17 protein-coding genes are annotated in these 16088 nt (G+C 71.9%); 10 read left to right on the top strand and 7 right to left on the bottom strand.

Translation table 11 applies throughout. The features are described from left to right. Window position 1: 1 nt before the first annotated feature. Complete coding sequence (gene secA2 / locus ACQPZP_RS13900; RefSeq protein WP_433478026.1) at window positions 2-2341, bottom strand: accessory Sec system translocase SecA2; 2340 nt, start codon at window positions 2339-2341, stop codon at window positions 2-4. Window positions 2342-2575: 234 nt separating this feature from the next. Here secA2 and ACQPZP_RS13895 point away from each other — a divergent pair, with 234 nt between their 5' ends. Further along, window positions 2576-2713, top strand: coding sequence for a hypothetical protein (locus ACQPZP_RS13895; RefSeq protein WP_433478025.1), 138 nt, complete (start codon window positions 2576-2578; stop codon window positions 2711-2713). 86 nt (window positions 2714-2799) lie between these two features. Here the strand turns inward: ACQPZP_RS13895 and ACQPZP_RS13890 are convergent, their stop codons facing one another. Further along, on the bottom strand, window positions 2800-4023 hold the full coding sequence (locus ACQPZP_RS13890) for an ROK family transcriptional regulator (protein ID WP_433478024.1): 1224 nt from the start codon (window positions 4021-4023) through the stop codon (window positions 2800-2802). A gap of 253 nt (window positions 4024-4276) precedes the next feature. Between ACQPZP_RS13890 and ACQPZP_RS13885 the strand changes: the two genes are divergently transcribed. From ACQPZP_RS13885 to ACQPZP_RS13860, 6 genes are all read left to right on the top strand, one after another. Next, entirely contained in the window at window positions 4277-5542 is a 1266-nt protein-coding gene (locus ACQPZP_RS13885; RefSeq protein ID WP_433478023.1) for an extracellular solute-binding protein, read from the top strand. A 22-nt stretch (window positions 5543-5564) separates the two neighbouring features. Beyond that, a complete protein-coding gene (locus tag ACQPZP_RS13880; RefSeq protein WP_433478022.1) occupies window positions 5565-6536 on the top strand; it encodes a carbohydrate ABC transporter permease in 972 nt (323 codons plus the stop codon). Continuing rightward, window positions 6533-7375: a carbohydrate ABC transporter permease gene (locus ACQPZP_RS13875; RefSeq protein WP_433478021.1), complete on the top strand. Its 843-nt coding sequence runs from the start codon at window positions 6533-6535 to the stop codon at window positions 7373-7375. The genes ACQPZP_RS13880 and ACQPZP_RS13875 overlap by 4 nt, the downstream gene beginning before the upstream one ends. Further along, the gene (locus ACQPZP_RS13870) at window positions 7372-8838 is read left to right on the top strand and encodes a glycoside hydrolase family 3 protein (RefSeq protein WP_433478020.1); all 1467 of its coding nucleotides are present in this window, start codon (window positions 7372-7374) and stop codon (window positions 8836-8838) included. The genes ACQPZP_RS13875 and ACQPZP_RS13870 overlap by 4 nt, the downstream gene beginning before the upstream one ends. A gap of 105 nt (window positions 8839-8943) precedes the next feature. Then, window positions 8944-9408, top strand: a complete 465-nt coding sequence (locus tag ACQPZP_RS13865) for an RrF2 family transcriptional regulator (protein ID WP_433478019.1) — start codon at window positions 8944-8946, stop codon at window positions 9406-9408. A 58-nt stretch (window positions 9409-9466) separates the two neighbouring features. Further along, window positions 9467-10288, top strand: a complete 822-nt coding sequence (locus tag ACQPZP_RS13860; RefSeq protein ID WP_433478018.1) for a DNA-formamidopyrimidine glycosylase family protein — start codon at window positions 9467-9469, stop codon at window positions 10286-10288. A gap of 288 nt (window positions 10289-10576) precedes the next feature. Here ACQPZP_RS13860 and ACQPZP_RS13855 read toward each other — a convergent pair whose 3' ends face one another. The 5 genes from ACQPZP_RS13855 to ACQPZP_RS13835 form a co-directional block, all read right to left on the bottom strand. Next, entirely contained in the window at window positions 10577-11083 is a 507-nt protein-coding gene (locus ACQPZP_RS13855) for a hypothetical protein (RefSeq protein ID WP_433478017.1), read from the bottom strand. A 128-nt stretch (window positions 11084-11211) separates the two neighbouring features. Next, complete coding sequence (locus tag ACQPZP_RS13850; RefSeq protein WP_433478016.1) at window positions 11212-11679, bottom strand: Dps family protein; 468 nt, start codon at window positions 11677-11679, stop codon at window positions 11212-11214. Between the two features lie 149 nt (window positions 11680-11828). Next, the gene (locus ACQPZP_RS13845; protein WP_358450696.1) at window positions 11829-12182 is read right to left on the bottom strand and encodes a helix-turn-helix domain-containing protein; all 354 of its coding nucleotides are present in this window, start codon (window positions 12180-12182) and stop codon (window positions 11829-11831) included. Window positions 12183-12293: 111 nt separating this feature from the next. Continuing rightward, window positions 12294-13589 carry a CinA family nicotinamide mononucleotide deamidase-related protein gene (locus ACQPZP_RS13840; RefSeq protein WP_433478015.1) on the bottom strand — a complete coding sequence of 432 codons (1296 nt, stop codon included), beginning with the start codon at window positions 13587-13589 and terminating at the stop codon, window positions 12294-12296. A gap of 325 nt (window positions 13590-13914) precedes the next feature. Then, window positions 13915-14427, bottom strand: a complete 513-nt coding sequence (locus ACQPZP_RS13835) for a DUF1990 family protein (RefSeq protein ID WP_433478014.1) — start codon at window positions 14425-14427, stop codon at window positions 13915-13917. An 87-nt stretch (window positions 14428-14514) separates the two neighbouring features. Here ACQPZP_RS13835 and ACQPZP_RS13830 point away from each other — a divergent pair, with 87 nt between their 5' ends. From ACQPZP_RS13830 to ACQPZP_RS13820, 3 genes are read left to right on the top strand one after another with little or no spacing between them, the layout of a single operon-like run. Next, on the top strand, window positions 14515-15318 hold the full coding sequence (locus tag ACQPZP_RS13830; protein WP_433478013.1) for an MOSC domain-containing protein: 804 nt from the start codon (window positions 14515-14517) through the stop codon (window positions 15316-15318). Between the two features lie 22 nt (window positions 15319-15340). Then, window positions 15341-15664 carry a hypothetical protein gene (locus ACQPZP_RS13825; protein ID WP_433478012.1) on the top strand — a complete coding sequence of 108 codons (324 nt, stop codon included), beginning with the start codon at window positions 15341-15343 and terminating at the stop codon, window positions 15662-15664. After that, window positions 15661-16083 carry an acyl-CoA thioesterase gene (locus ACQPZP_RS13820; RefSeq protein ID WP_433468167.1) on the top strand — a complete coding sequence of 141 codons (423 nt, stop codon included), beginning with the start codon at window positions 15661-15663 and terminating at the stop codon, window positions 16081-16083. The genes ACQPZP_RS13825 and ACQPZP_RS13820 overlap by 4 nt, the downstream gene beginning before the upstream one ends. Window positions 16084-16088: the final 5 nt, after the last annotated feature.

The raw sequence follows: 16088 nt of genomic DNA, 5'->3' as shown, positions 1-16088 counted from the left end.
TTCAGCGGCGGCGGCCCTTGAACATGTTGATCAGGCCGCGCAGGGCCCGTTCGTCCAGGGACCCGAACGGGTTGTCGTGAACGAGGTAGGTCCAGGTCGCCGACGGGCGCTTCAGTCCGGCGGAATCGAGGTCGATGCCGTCCTCGGACGCCGTGAGCGCCTCGAACGCGGCCACCGACCGTTTCCGCACGTCCGCGAGGAGGCGCTTGCCCGCCGGGACCGCCTCCCGGTGGAACTCGGTCAGCGGGTCGAGGCCCCGGCCGAGCGACCGCAGGTGGATGCCCTCCCGCAGGTCGGCGAGATAGGCGAGGTGCTCGGCCCAGCAGCGGTCCAGCTGGTACAGGACGATCTGGCGGGCCGCGCCGGCCACCGCCTCGGCACCGGCGATCCTGGTCAGCTCGGCATGCCGGTCCGGGGCCGACGCCGTCATGGCCCGGTCGGCGGCGTCGTCCCGCAGGACGGCCTCGCGCTCGGCGAGCAGTTCCTGCCGCTGCAGCCCGATGAGGTGGTTGTACCGCCACGTGTTGCGGTGCAGTTCGAAGTCGACGCCCTCCGCGACGCGCTGGGCGTGACCGACGATCCATTGCGCGCCCTTGTCGGTGACGCGCCCGTCGTCGTCCGACGACGTCTTGCCCTTTTCCTGGTTCTCGTCCGGGGCGTAACGGGTGACGAGGTCGTCCTGGAGGCTCGTGAAGAAGACCGAGCCGCCGGGGTCTCCCTGGCGGCCCGCGCGCCCCCTGAGCTGGTCGTCCAGGCGGCTGCTGTGGTAGCGGCCCGTCCCGATGACCAGCAGGCCGCCGGCGGCCGCCACCCGGTCGTGGTCGGTGCCCTCCGCCTCGGCCGGGGCGGTGCCAGGCGCGGCGGAGGGGCTGCCGCCGAGGCGGATGTCCGTCCCGCGCCCGGCCATCTGCGTGGAGACGGTGATCGCGCCGAGCGCCCCCGCCTCGGCGATGATCGCGGCCTCCTCGGCGTCGTTCTTGGCGTTGAGGACGACCGGGTCCAGCCCGGTGCGGGCGAGGCGCCGCGCGAGCCGCTCGGACTCGGCGACGTCGCCGGTTCCGACCAGCACCGGCCGCCCGGCGGCGTGCGCGGCGGCGATCTCCTCGACGATCGCGACCTCCTTGTCGACGGTGGTCGCGTAGAGGCGGTCGGGCTCGTCCTCGCGCACGCGCGGCCGGTTCGGCGGGACGACGGCGATCTCCAGCGAGTAGAACTTCGTGAGCTGCCCCGCGACGGCCATCGCCGTGCCGGTCATGCCGCACCGGACGGGATAGCGCCCGATCAGCTCCTGGACCGTGATCGAGTCGAGGATCTCGCCGCTCGGGGACGCGTCGAGGGCCTCCTTCGCCTCGACCGCCGCCTGCAGGCCGTCCGGCCAGCGCTGCAGCATGGCGACCCGGCCCCGCGATCCGCTGATCAGTTTCACCGCGCCGTCCCGGACGATGTAGTCGACGTCGCGGTGCAGCAGGACCTCGGCGTGCAGGGCGACGTTCACCGCCGTGAGGACGCCGAGCCGTTCGGGCGCGTACAGGTCGACCCCGAGGACGCGTTCCACCTCCCGGGATCCGGCGGAGGTGAGCTGGACGTTCCGCGCCTCGTCGTCGGTGGCGTAGTGCAGCCCGGGGCGCAGCCGCCGCACCAGGTCGGCGTACTGGGGTTCGGCGGCGTCGAGGTCGGCGGCGCCCGCGAGGACGAGCGGGACCATGGCCTCGTCCACCAGCACCGAGTCGGCCTCGTCGATCAGCGCGACGGACGGCTCGGGCAGCACGGGATCGGCGGCGTCGGTGACGAGCCGGTCCCGGAGCAGGTCGAAGCCGACCTCGCTGACCGGCGCGTACGTCACGTCGGCCCGGTAGGCGGAGCGCCGCTCATCGGGCGTCGACGACTGGCCGACCCAGCCGGCCGAGACCCCGAGCATCGCGTACAGCGGGCCCATCCACTCGGCGTCGCGGCGCGCCAGGTAGTCGTTGACCGACATCACGTGGACCCGGCGGCCGCGCAGCGCGTATCCGGCCGCCGCCAGGGCCCCGGACAGGGTCTTGCCCTCGCCGGTGGCCATCTCCGCGACGTGCCCGGACAGCAGCGCGAGCGTCCCGACGAGCTGGACGTCGAAGGGCCGCTCCCCCAGCGTCCGCCGGGCGGCCTCCCGGCCGAGCGCGCACAGCTCCGCCAGGTCCTCCGTCTCGCGGAGGGCGGACGCGGCCTCGGTCAGCTCCGCGTCCGGCAGCTTCCGGACGCGGGACTCGCGCGCTCCCGCCTCGTCGACCACGGCGCGGAACGGCGCCAGGTCGACGCTGCCCGGCTTCTGGACGAGGCGGCGCAGCCGGTCACGCAGCGCCATGGCGTCCCCTCGTTTCGTCGCTCACGGTTCCCCCAACGGGCTGATACGAGACTGCGTTCCCCATGATCCCAGCGCGCACCCCCGGGGACCTCAGGGACGGCCTCCGCTGTTGGTCTGACCTCGATCTCATTCCTCGGACGGATCCCCTCGCCCCCCTTCCTTTGAGAGCATGAGGACCTCACGGGGTTTGCGGTGACCAAAGGGGAAAGCGTCACCGCGGAACGGGGTTTCGCCATGACACCTACGGCACGGAAGGCCGCCGCACTTCGGCGCAAGCGCCAGATCATCAGCCAGACCGTCATCGACCGCGCGCTCAACGACCCGCGGCGCCGCCCACAGCAGGTCGCCGTCGCGGTTTCCGCCGCGAAGTGACACGCACGAGGAACGCGCCGCCAGGCGAACACTGAGCGCCCCCGCCGCCCGGCGGGGGCGCTCGGTGCTTCTGCGGACGCGCCTTCCTAGGACGCCCCCGCGGCCGAGAAGACGTCGTCGCGGGCCTGCTCCAGCGCCGCGTACAGGGCGCCGCGCAGGACGGGGTTGCCCGTCACCCCGGTCACGGCGACGGCGGGACGGGTCGGGCTGATCCGGCCGACGATCTCCTCGATGCGGGTGGCGAGGGGCGGCCCGCCGGCCCGGCCGAGATTGCCCGACAGGACCACGAGCCCGGGGTCCAGGACGATGTTGACCGAGGTGACGCCGTAGGAGATCCGGTTGGCGAGCTCGTCGAGGAACGCGCCGCCGCGGGTCTCGTCGGCGGCGGCCGCGCGGACGCAGTCCACGGCGGTCGGCTCGGCGACGCCGTACTCGTGCGCGAGCGCGCGGACGGCGTCCGCGCCCACGAGGGCCCCGTAGCCGCCGGCGAGGGTGGGCGTTCCCCAGGTCATCGAGTCGGTCACGCCCTCGTCCGCCGGCCCGCGGCGGGCGGCTCCGAGCGGCAGCGGCGCGCCCGGGACGGGCAGGTAGCCGATCTCGCCGGCGCCGCCCCAGCGGCCGCGGTGCAGCCGGCCGCCCAGCATCACCGACAGGCCCATGCCGCGGTCCAGCCACATCAGGGCGAAGTCGTCGGCGTCGTGCGCGGCCCCGTACGCCCGTTCGGCGATGGCGGCGAGGTTGACGTCGTTCTCGATGGTGACGGGACGGCGCAGGTCCGTGCGCAGCGCGGCGAGGACGCCCTCGTGCCAGGCGGGCAGGTCGAAGGAGAACTGGACGTCGCCGGAGCGGGGGTCGACCACACCGGGCGTCCCGATGACGAACGCGCTCAGCCTCGACACGGCGACCTTGGCCGAGCGGCACGCCTTGGCGACGGCGCTGTGCACCATCTTCACGGGGTCGTCGGCGCCGTTCGGGTCCACCGTGACCTGGGCGACGATGTGCCCGGTGATGTCGGCGACGCCCGCCGTGACCCCGTCCGGCCCGACCTCCAGGCCGGCGACGTAGGCGCTGGACGGGACGACCGCATAGAGTGCGGCGTTCGGGCCTCGTCCACCCGCCTGTTCCCCGACGACCGACACGAGCCCGCGTTCCTCCAGCCTGGACAGCAACTGGGACGCGGTCACCTTCGACAACCCGGTGTGCTCGCCGATCTGGGCGCGGGTCAGCGGGCCCTGCTCGACGAGCAGGTCCAGTGCCGCGCGGTCGTTGAGCTCACGCAGCAGCCTCGGCGTTCCCGGGCGTCTTGCCATCCTGGCACCCCTGATGTCTCAATCCGCTAACGAGCAGTTTTGTTTAGGAAAGTTTCTTGTTAGTTTACGCCCAAGCGCCGACCGGTCCGGTACCCCGGGCCGGGGGCGCGCGCAGAGCGCGGACTGGCGAGCAGGGCGCCCGCGACCGATGCGAACGCGAGTGGGGCATGGCCAGGACCTTAAAGGGTCCCACCGGCTCCACCCGCATCGCAGGCCACAAGGCCGCGCGAGGCGATGCCGGAAAGGATCCCCAGTGAAGTACATCAAGATTGCGGCCGCCGCGGCCGCGATCGCCCTGGCCGCCACGGCCTGCGGCGGCGACAAGAAGGACGACGCGGGCGCCGGCAAGGACCCGGCGCAGCTCAAGGTCTGGATGATGGGCGACGGGACACCGGAGCAGACGAAGTTCCTCGACGGCGTCGAGACCGAGTTCAAGCAGAAGCACCCGAACACCGACGTCCAGATCAAGTACGTGCCGTGGCCGCAGGTCGCCACCACGTTCCAGAAGGCCGCGGCCGGCGGCGAGGGCCCCGACGTCACCGAGCTCGGCAACACCGACGTCCAGTCGCACATCGAGCAGGGCAGCCTGGCCGACATCACCGGCAAGTTCGGGGGCTGGGCCGACGGCAAGACCCTGAACAAGACGGCGCTCGCCAACGACCAGGCGGACGGGAAGACCTACGCGGTGCCGTGGTACGGCGGCGTTCGCGGCGTCTGGTACCGGACGGACTGGTTCCAGGACCTCGGCATCCAGCAGCCGAAGACGTGGGCCGACCTCACCGCCGCGGCGAAGAAGGTGCAGGACGCCAAGAAGGTGCCCGGCATCGGCATCCCGAGCGACCAGACCAACGCGCTGCTCAGCTTCATCTGGGGCAACGGCGGCGATGTGGCCGCCAAGCAGGGCGGCGAGTGGAAGGGGCGGCTCGACCAGCCCCAGGCGATCGAAGCGGTGAAGTACTACGCGGGCCTCGTCACCACGGAGAAGGTCGCGCCCGAGAAGTACGTCGGCAAGAACGAGCTGGAGGGCCCGCAGCGCGACTTCGCCCTCGGCAAGCTCGGCATGTACATCGACGGCAGCTGGGCGCTCAAGGAGATGAAGAAGGTCTCGGAGAAGAACGCCGGCAAGTGGGGCGTCTTCCCGATCCCGAGCAAGACCGGCGGCAACGCCCCGGTCATGGCGGGCGGCTCCGACCTCGCCGTCTGGAACGACAGCAAGGCCAAGGACGCGGCCTTCGACTACATCACCGTCCTGAACAACGCCAAGAACGCCAAGGGCTGGGCCGACTACAGCGGCTTCTCGTCCATGCGGTCGGACGTGACGTTCTCCGACCCGAAGCTGGAGATCTTCACCCAGATCGCCGGCAACACCAAGTTCCCGCCGATCAGCGCCGGCTGGGGCGAGTTCGAGCAGGCCAAGAAGGTGCTGCCGAACACGGTCAAGGCGATCATGCAGGGCAAGTCCGCCGAGGAGGAGATGAAGAAGGCGAACGGCCAGGCCAACACCCTGCTGAACCCGTAGTACCCGGCTGATCGGAACGCCCATGCTCGACACCGCCCCCGCGGTGCGGAAAGCGCCCGGCCGGAGGTCCTCCGGCCGGGCGCGGCCCCGCCGCCGGCCCCGCCTCGGGCCCTACCTGCTGATCGCGCCGACCGTGCTCGTGATCGCCGTCCTGATGTTCTGGCCGATGATCCAGATCGGGATCATGTCGTTCCAGAAGGTCGGCAACCGCCAGCTGCGCGGCGAGCCGGCCGAGTCGGTCGGGACCGAGAACTTCGACAAGATCTTCAACGACCCGTTCTTCTGGCAGACCCTCCGGCACACGGTGCTGTTCGCCGTCGTCGCGGTGACCCTGACCCTGGTCCTCGGGACGCTGGTGGGGCTGCTGCTCAACAAGCTCGGCAAGAAGATGTCGGGCTTCGTCGCCGGCGGCGTGATGGTCGCCTGGGCGACCCCGCCCGTCACCGCCGCGATCATCTTCAGCTGGCTGTTCGGCACCACCGGCGGGCTCGTCAACTGGTGCCTGGACCTGCTGCCCGACTTCCTCGTGGGGGGCGGCTGGAGCGACTACAACTGGTTCGCGACACCGCTGTCCACCTACACCGTCCTCACCGTGTGCGTCGTCTGGCAGGCGTGCCCGTTCGTCGCCGTGTCCGTGCTGGCCGGGCTGAAGAGCGTCCCCGGCGAGCTGTACGAGGCGGCCCGCGTGGACGGCTCGGGCCCGTGGCGGACCTTCTGGAGCCTCACCTACCCGATGCTCAAGCCGATCTTCCTGGTGCTGATCGTCATGTCGATCATCTGGGACTTCAAGGTCTTCACGCAGCTGTTCATCATGGCCGGGATGGCCAACCGCGACGCGTTCAACCTGTCGCTCTACGGCTACTCCGAGGCGTTCGGCTCGCTGAATCCGAAGCTCGGCATGGGCTCGGCCATCGCGCTCGTGCTGACCCTCATCCTGCTCGTCGTCACCGCCCTGTACGTGCGGGTCATGGTCCGGCAGGGGGAAACGAGATGAAGCGCTCACTGCCGCGCAGGCTGCTGCTGAACGGGACGGGGCTGCTCGTCTTCCTGATCGCGGTCTTCCCCGTCTTCTGGATGGCGTCCACCGCGTTCAAGCCCAACAACGAGATCTTCAGCACGACGCCGAAGCCGCTGCCCTCGCATCCGACGCTGGCGCACTTCGACCTGGTGCTGAACGGCGGCATCGCCGAGGTCTCCTTCTGGGAGTACTTCCGCAACAGCGCGATCCTGGCGCTCGTCACCGTGCTGGCGTCCGGGCTGCTCGCGCTGATGGCCGCGACCGCCGTCGCCCGCTTCCGGTTCCGGTTCCGCACCACGTTCCTGATCATGCTGCTGGTGGTGCAGATGGTGCCGTGCGAGGCGCTGGTCATCCCGCTGTTCCTCGACCTGAAGAAGCTCGACCTGCTGAACAGCATGGCCGGTCTCGCGATCGTCTACATCGGCTTCGCGGTGCCGTTCGCCATCTGGATGCTGCGCGGGTTCGTCGCCGCGGTGCCGCGCGAGCTGGAGGAGGCCGCCGCCATCGACGGCGCCGGCCCGGTCCGGACGTTCTTCCGGGTCATGCTCCCGCTCGTCGCGCCCGGACTGGTGGCGACCAGCATCTTCTCCTTCATCACCGCCTGGAACGAGTTCATCTTCGCGTTCACGTTCCTCGACGACCAGAACAAGTACACCCTGCCGATCATGCTGCAGTTCTTCTTCGGCCGCAGCGGCAACGCCTGGGGGCCCATCATGGCAGCGTCCACGCTGCTCACCATTCCCGTCATCGCCTTCTTCCTGCTGGTCCAGCGCCGCATGGTGTCCGGCCTCACCGCCGGGGCGGTGAAGGGGTGACGACCGACGACATCGCGACCACGGCGGAGATCGCCCGGCTGGCGCGCGGCACGCTGCTCCCGTCCTTCCCCGGGGCGACCGCGCCGCGCTGGCTGCTGGACGAGCTGGAGGCCGGCCTCGGCGGCGTCACGCTGTTCGCCCTCACCGGCAACGTGCCGAGCGCGGAGGCGCTGGCCGCGCTCACCGCGCAGATGCGCAAGGCCGGCGACCCGTTCGTCGCGATCGACGAGGAGGGCGGCGACGTCACCCGGCTCGGCGGCCACCGGGCCGGCAGCCCCTACCCGGGCAACGCCGCGCTCGGCGCCGTGGACGACCCGGAGCTGACCAGGCGGATCTACCGGTCGCTGGGCGCCGAGCTGGCCGAGGTCGGGGTGAACGTCAACTTCGCGCCGTCGGTGGACGTCAACACCGCCGACGACAACCCGGTCATCGGGACCCGCTCGTTCGGCTCCGACCCCGGGCTCGTCGCGCGGCACGCCGCCGCGTCCGTCACCGGCACGCAGGAGGCGGGCGTCGCCGCCTGCGCGAAGCACTTCCCCGGCCACGGCGCGACGGTGGAGGACTCCCACCTGGCGATCCCGCTCGTCGACGCCGACCTGGACCTGCTCGACCGCCGCGAGCTGGTCCCGTTCCGGGCGGCGATCGAGGCCGGCACCCGGGCGGTGATGACCGGGCACCTCAACCTGCCCGCGATCACCCGCGGGGTGCCCGCCACCCTGTCCCCCGACGCGATCACCGGCCTGCTCCGCGAGCGGCTCGGCTACCGGGGCGTGGTCGTCACCGACGCGCTCGACATGGAGGGGGCGAGCGGCGCGATCGGCATCCCGGAGGCGTCCGTGCGGGCCCTCATCGCGGGCGCCGACCTGCTGTGCCTCGGCCCCCGCGAGCACGCCGAGACCGTGGCGGCGACGCTCGCCGCGATCGACGAGGCCGTCCGGACCGGGCGGCTCCCGCTCGCCCGGCTGGCGGACGCGGCGGAGCGCACCGCGCGGCTCCGGGAGTGGCTCGCCGGGCGCAGCCCCGGCGTCGTCGACCGTGCCGCCGGCCTGGCGGCCGCCCGCCGCGCCGTCCAGGTCACGGGAGCGCTCCCAGGCTGGGACCGGCCACCGCTGGTCGTCGAGACCGAGTCACCCGGCAACATCGCGGTCGGCCCGACGCCGTGGGGTCTGCACCCGTGGGCGCCGGACACGGTCCGGACCGACGGCGCGGACGGGACGGCGGACGGTGTCCTGGACCGTGCCAAGGGACGCGGCCTGATCGTCGTCCTGCGGGACGCGCACCGCCACGCCGGCCAGCGCGCCCTCACCACGGCGCTGCTCACGGCCCGTCCCGACACCGTCGTGGTGGAGATGGGCCTGCCCGTCTGGCGCCCCGGCTCGGCCGTCTACCTGGCCACCTACGGCGCCGCCGCCGCCAACGCCCAGGCCGCCGCGGAGATCCTGGGGCTCACCTCCGCCGGCTGACCGGCCCGCGGCGCGCCCGCCGGATTCAGAGCCCGGTTCCGGCGGGCGCGCCGCGCTCACGTGCGAAGAACCCGAGTGGTCCGATCGGCAAGGGATAATGCTTACATGCGATTGTCCGCCCGGGTCGACTACGCGCTCCGTGCCGCCGCCGAACTGGCCGTCGCCGGGAATCATCCGGTGACCGCGGTGCAGCTCGCCGAGGCGCAGCAGATTCCGCCCAAATTCCTCGAGAACATCCTCGGCCAGCTGCGCCGGTCCGGTCTCGTCCGGAGCCAGCGGGGACCCGAGGGCGGCTACTGGCTGGCGCGTCCGGCCGAGAAGATCTCGCTGGCCGACATCATCCGCGCCATCGACGGTCCGCTGCTCGGCGTGCGTGGCGAACGGCCCGAGCACGTGGGGTACGAGGGGCCGGCGCGTTCGCTGCAGGAGGTGTGGATCGCGCTGCGCGCCAGTGAGCGCTCGATCCTGGAGCAGGTCACGCTCGCGCACATCTCCACCGGGGAGCTGCCCGCGCCCGTCCGCAAGCTGACCGAGGACCCGTCCGCGTGGGAGAGCCCCTCGTTCATCTGAGCCTTTCGGGCGGTCGCCCCCGGCGTGCGGGTGCCGCCCCCGGAGGAGACAGAGCCTCATGCCGGAAGGGGATGTCGTCTGGCTGACCGCGCGGCGCCTTCGTGAGGCGCTCGCGGGGCGGACGCTGACGCGTTCCGACTTCCGCGTCCCGCGGCTCGCCACCACCGACCTTCGAGGGCGGACCGTCCTGGACGTGGTGTCGCGCGGCAAGCATCTCCTCGTGCGCGTCGAGGGCGGCCTGACCATCCACACGCATCTCCTGATGGAAGGGCGCTGGCAGGTCGGCCGGGCGGGGCCGTCGCCTCGCGACCATCGGGTGCGGCTCGTCCTGGCCAACGCGGAGTGGCAGGCGGTCGGTCATTCGCTCGCCCTGGTCGAGCTGTTGCGCACCGCCGAGGAGGAGAAGGCCGTCGGGCATCTCGGACCCGATCTGCTGTCCCCGTCGTGGGGCGGCGAACTGGCCGCCGAGGCCGTCGCGCGGCTGGGCGATGAGCCGGGGCGGGCGATCGGCGAGGCACTGCTCGACCAGACGCGGCTCGCGGGCATCGGCAACGTCTACAAGGCCGAGGTTCTCTTCCTGCGGGGCGTGAACCCGTGGACCCCTGTCCGGGACATCCCCGACCTGCGCGGACTCGTGGAGCTCTCTCATCGGCTCCTGGACGCCAACAAGGCGAGGCACGGCCACATCACCACCGGCGAGCCGGGGCGCGGCCGGGAGCACTGGGTGTACGGACGAGCAGGCCGCCCCTGCCGCCGCTGCGGCAGCCGGATTGAGCGAGCAGGCCAGGCGTCCCAAGCCGGAGAGCGCACCACCTACTGGTGCCCCCACTGCCAACCCGCCCGTGGGGAGACGACCCCCACACCACCCGCCGGAGCCTGACCGGTCGGCGCCCGCCGGCGTCCCCGGCTGGAGAGCGGAGCGCGCATTGGGTGCGAACCACCAGCCTGCGCCCAGATAGCGGGCCTCGTCCGCCCCGAAGCCGTGGACACGGCCGCGAGCGCATCAGCCGATACATCAGCCACGCACCAACCTGGGCCATCGCGATCGCGTCCGAAGGCAGTTTCGAGCTTGCGAGAAACTGATCGCGCAGCGAGCCGCCAGGCGAGCCGGAGCGATGCGCTTGCCGTCGAGTTCGCGGGGGCCGTCCTGGAACATCTGCGCGCTTGATCAGCGTGGGGTGATCTGGCCGTTCGCGACGGTCAGGACGGCCTGCGGTTCGCCTTCGCCGCAGTGCGGGCCGTTCGGGAACGTGGCCTTGGGGGTGACGTCGACGCGTTTGCCGAGATACGTCCGGCCCTGGGCGTCGCGCAGCGTGAGCGTGACCTTCACCGACGTCTTCGGCAGGCCCTCGACGTGCGCGAAACCGCGCATGCCGCCGTCGGGGGAGGCGGACGCCCCGCAGGCGTCGTCCGGTTCGTCGCCGTCGCAGCCGGTGGAGACCGTCTTCGAGGTCGGCCTCAGCTCCAGCTTCGGCTCCTGGCATGTCCCGCCCCAGCACACCCGCAGGTGCGCGGACGCGACGCGCGCCCCTTCCGGGGCCGGGACGACCACGCTCAGGCCCGGCATGGAGCCGATCAGGGTGCACTCGCGCCCGGCGCCGTCTCCGCCGGTGCCGCAGGCGGCGAGGGCGAGCAGCGCGGTGCCGAGTGCCACGGCCGTGCGGAGGCGACGCATCCCCAAAGATCACCACATTCCGCGGCGGGTTCGCATCTGAACCCGGAAATGCCCCGGCCCCCGCCGGAAGGGCGGGGGCCGGGGCATCTATCGCGCTCGGGGCCGGTGGCGCGGCCCGGTCGCGCGGGTCAGGTCTGCGCCTGGAACATCCAGTGCTGCTTCTCCAGTTCGCGGGTGATGCCGATGAGCAGGTCCTGGGTGACCGGGTCCGGCTCGTCGGTCGCCGCGACACGCTCGCGGAACCGGCCGATGATCTGCGCCAGGGTGTCGGTGATCGCCGCGACGACCTTGTCGTCGGCGAGGTAGCCGGCCTCCGGCTGCGGAACCGTGCTGCGGTCGGCGACCGTGCGGACACGGCCGTCAGGGTTCACCCCGATCGCCACGGCGCGCTCGGCGACATCGTCCTGCCCCGCGCGGGCGAGGGCGACGATCTCGTCAAGGTGCTCGTGGACGACCTTGAAGTTGCGTCCGGTCAGATTCCAGTGCGCCTGCTTGGCCACGAGTGAAAGATCGATGAGGTCGACGAGAGCGCCCTGCAAGGCGTCCCCCGTGGCCTTCAGGGCAGCATCACCGAGCGGGCTCTTGATCGCCGCCATGATCGGGCTCCTTCCGCGTCGTTACGGTCATCCGTCACAACACGTAAGGGTCCCCGGAAATGCCGAGCCCATGCGTGAGGCCGCGCACACCCGCGGCCCCGGGTCGCGCATGAACCCGGCCCGTGCGGCCCTGCCCGTCCGGTGACGGGTCAGGCCGCGACCATGTCGGCGCGGAGCTCGCCGGTGATCTCCTCTGGGGTCTCCGGAATGCTCTCGGTGGAGATCCGCTCGTGCTCGGGCGCGCCCGCCATGACGGGCTCGTGCTGCAGCTCGGCGAGGGCCAGCTGATCCGCTACTTCCCTCAGCACGTGCGACAGCGGGACGCCCAGGGCCTTGCAGATAGAGGACAGCAATTCCGAAGATGCCTCTTTCTGCCCCCGCTCGACCTCGGAGAGGTAGCCGAGTGACACCCGCGCGGCCGCGGACACCTCACGGAGGGTGCGTCCCTGGCGCAGCCGCAGCTGCCGCAGTACGTCACCGAGCAGCTGGCGAAGCAGGACCATCGTCTCGCTCCCTCCCTCAGTTCGGACCATCTGCCGGTTCCACCGTACCCGCCTTGACGGTGACCATGGCAGACCGTTGATTTCGTGTTCGCTCGGAACGTAACGCTGTAATCAGCCCCGATCTTCCCGATCTGCCTGAGCCTCCCCGTCGCCGTCCGCCACGTCAAGCCCCAGAAGGCGACGTCTCAGCAGCTCAAGGGCATGGACGACGGTCATCCGCCGGATCACGGCGCGGACCTCCGGACCCGTCCCCGGCACGGGGAGTTTCGGGCCGACCACGGTGTGCGAGTTCCCGGGACCGGCCAGGCCGATATAGATCGTTCCGACGGGGTGCCCGTCCTGGCCGTCAGGGCCGGCGACACCCGTCACGGCGAGCCCGTACGTCGTGCCGAGAGCGTCGCGGACGCCCGCGGCCATCGCGGCGGCCACGTCCGGGTGCACCGCGCCGTGCTCGGCGAGCAGATCGTCCGGGACGCCCAGCAGCCGCCCCTTCACCTCCGTGGCGTAGGTCACCATGCCGCCCGCGTAGGTGACGGACGAGCCGGGCGCCCCGGTCAGCTCCGCGCCGATGAGCCCGCCCGTCAGCGACTCCGCGGTGGCGACGGTCTCGCCGCGGTCGGCCAGCAGCCGGTGCAGCACGAGGGCCAGCGACTCGTCCTCGACGCCGTAGACGGCCGGGCCCAGCAGCTCCCGGACGCGCGCCTCCACGTCCGCCAGGCGTGCGGCGGCGTTCCCGCCGGCCACCGTGATGCGCACCTTCACCTCGGCCGGGTCGGGCAGGTAGGCGAGCTTCACCCCGTCCATCGCCTCGACCTCGGCGAGCCGCGTCGCGATGACCGACTCCCACAGCCGCGCGGTGCGCAGCGTGCGGCGCGCCACCGCGGGCAGCCCGGCGATCCGCGCCAGCTCCGGCAGCACGACCTCGTCCATGATCGTGCGCATCTCGAACGGGACGCCGGGCAGCGCGTAGGCGGTCCCGCCGGGCAGTTCGACGCGCAGACCCGGCGCCGAGCCCGCCGAGTTGGCCAGCACCCGCGCGCCCTCCGGGACGTCCGCCATGCGCAGCGCCATCGGCTGCAGCTCACGGCCGGCCCTCGCGACCCGCTCGCGCAGCCGCCGCTCCAGCGCCGCGTCCCGGACGAGGGCGACGCCCGCCGCCTTGGCGAGCGCGTCCCGCGTCACGTCGTCGTAGGTGGGGCCGAGCCCGCCGGTCGTGATGACCGCGTCGGCCCGGTCGAGCGCGGACGCCACCGCCGCGACGATCACGTCGAGCTCGTCGCCGACGACGACACTGCGGGTGACGTCGACGCCGTGGTCGGCGAGCCTGCGGCCGAGCCACGCCGCGTTGCCGTTGATCGTGTCGCCGAGGAGCAGCTCGTCCCCGACGGTGAGCAGTTCGACCCGCATCGCGCCCCCATCTCCCCACTTCGCAAGGGACTCGAATCTACCGGCGCGGGCCGGCGACCGACCCGCCGGAAGGCCGGTTCACCGGGAGTGGCGACCGATTGAGGACGGCGCGGATCGGGATCCGCCGCGCTTTCCATTACCCCATGTCATTGCCTTATGCGAATTCGACAATGATCAGAAGCCCAGGTCACCGTGTGAGTCAAAACTCATTCCGCCGATTCGTCCGAGTGGACGGCGAGAGGGATAATCGATCACGCAGCACCCGCGAAAACCGGGCCGCGGGACCACGACCGGGGTGGGCGTGGTTCCGCGGTCCGCCCGGGGTTCAGGGGCGCGCCAGCCGGCGCAGCACCGCGCCGCAGCGGCGGGCGTAGGCGCGCTGGAACACCGGCCCGAGCGGGCCCGCCGCCCTCGCCGCGGCCGTCGCCGGCCGGCTGAACGCGGTGACCGTCAGCCACACGTCGTCCTCGTCGTCCAGATGCACGACGAACGACTCCTCGCCCGACTGCGGATGGCCCGGAAGCGTCCCGTACGCCCACCCGGTGTAGCGCTCCTCCTCGCGGGTCCACACGATCCTGCAGGGCGCGTTCAGGCGCAGCGGCCCGGCGCCCAGCCCGATCACGACGCTGACGCCGGGCGCGGCGCGCGGAGCCGACGTCTCCACCCGGACGGGAAGCGCCCGGTGCATCCAGAACTCCATGACCGCGTCCGCCGCGTTCCGGTACGCCGCGTCCCCCCGCCCGACGAGCACGCGGTGGCGCAGATGCCGGTAACCGTCCGGCCGCTCCGCCTCCCGCGTCGCGCCCACCTCGGCGTAGGTGAAGTCCTGTGCGGTCATCCGGTCCGGCCTCCAAAGTGACGAATCGGTGTCAAGTATCGCCCGTTTCCCTGGTGACCTGGCGGACCTCTCCGTAACGTCCGTCGCATGATCGCCGTCATAGCGGAGCTGAACGTCTTCCCGATCAAAAGCGCCGGAGCCGTCCCGGTCACCGAGGCCGAACTGACCCCGAACGGGCTGCGCCACGACCGGGCGTTCATGCTCGTCCGCCCGGAGGGCCGCCACCTGTCACAGCGGGAGGTCCCCGAGCTCGCCCTGCTGCGTCCCTACTACGACGGCGTGAAGCTGACCGTCCGCACACCGCTCGCGCCCTCGCCCCTGGTGTGCGAGGCGGTGGACGGCCCGGCCCTGGACGTGACCGTGCACAAACGCCCCTGCCAGGGCATCGACCAGGGCGACGAGGTGGCCGAATGGTTCTCCACCACCCTGGGACTTTCCTGCCGCCTCGTCCGCTTCACCGGGACGCGTCCCACCATGCTCGGCGGCGGGACGCTGACCTATGCCGACGGCTACCCCGTCTCGGTGCTGTCCGCCGAGTCACTGGACGACCTGAACCGGCGGGTGGAGGCCCGGCTGCCGATGGCCCGGTTCCGGCCCAACATCGTCCTGCGCGGACTCGGCCCTTACGGCGAGGACGCCGTCACCCTGCTGCGCGGCGACCACGCGGAGATCGAGCTCATCAGGCCCTGCGGCCGCTGCGTCATCATCAACACCGACCAGGACACCGCCCGGCGCGCACCGGAGCCGCTCCGCGCCCTCGCCCGCTACCGCACGGAACGTTTCGCCGGAAGCCGCGAGATCATGTTCGGCCGCCTCGGCATCCCCCGCACGCTGGGCGCTCTGCGCGTGGGCGAGAAGCTGAGCGCCCTCACATCGCTTTGCGATGGCTAACGATCGATATACGATTGCGAACGTGGAGGAACCGATCGACCGCGCCCGGCTGCAAGCCGGCCTGCGGCTCATCGCACGCGGCCTGGAGGAGCTCGCCGCCGCCCTCGACGGCCCGGACGAGGCCGGGGAACCCGAACGCACCGCACGCGTCATCCGCGACTGGGGGCGCAGGGGCCTCCGCAAGGACGAGGCGTCCGCACTGTTCAAGAGGCATGGCTTCGCGCCGCAGACGACCGGCGGCTGGACGCGCGGCGACTGGGTCGAGATCGGCGACGACGGCCTGCGCTACCTGACCGCGAAGTCCCACGAGTGGCTCGCGGGATACGACGAGGAGGAGGGAACATGACGCCGCCGTTCACCGTGCGGGTCACCGTCCGCGCCTACGAACTGGACACCCAGGGCCACCTCAACGGCGCCGTCTACCACCAGTACGGCGACCACGCCCGCTGGGAGTGCCTGCGCGCCGCGGGCATCTCCGTCGACGAGCTCATCGCGACCGGCGTCGGACCGGTCACGCTGGAGAACACCATCCGCTACCACCGCGAGCTGCATGCGGGCGACGACGTCGACATCACGTGCGCGTTCGACTGGGGTGAGGGCAAGACGTTCCGGATGAGGCAGGAACTGCGGCGCACGGACGGCGCTCTGGCAGCCGAGATCACCAGCCTCGGCGGCCTGCTCGACCTGAAGGAGCGGCGGCTCGTCCCCGACCCGGGAAGCCACTGGCGCGCCCTGGCCGAGACCCCCGCGCTGCTCGGCCTCTGAGCGCC

This window comes from Spirillospora sp. CA-142024, assembly GCF_050942325.1.
In the GTDB taxonomy this organism is placed as follows: Bacteria; Actinomycetota; Actinomycetes; order Streptosporangiales; family Streptosporangiaceae; genus Spirillospora.
This window is presented reverse-complemented; position numbering and strand designations above follow the sequence as displayed.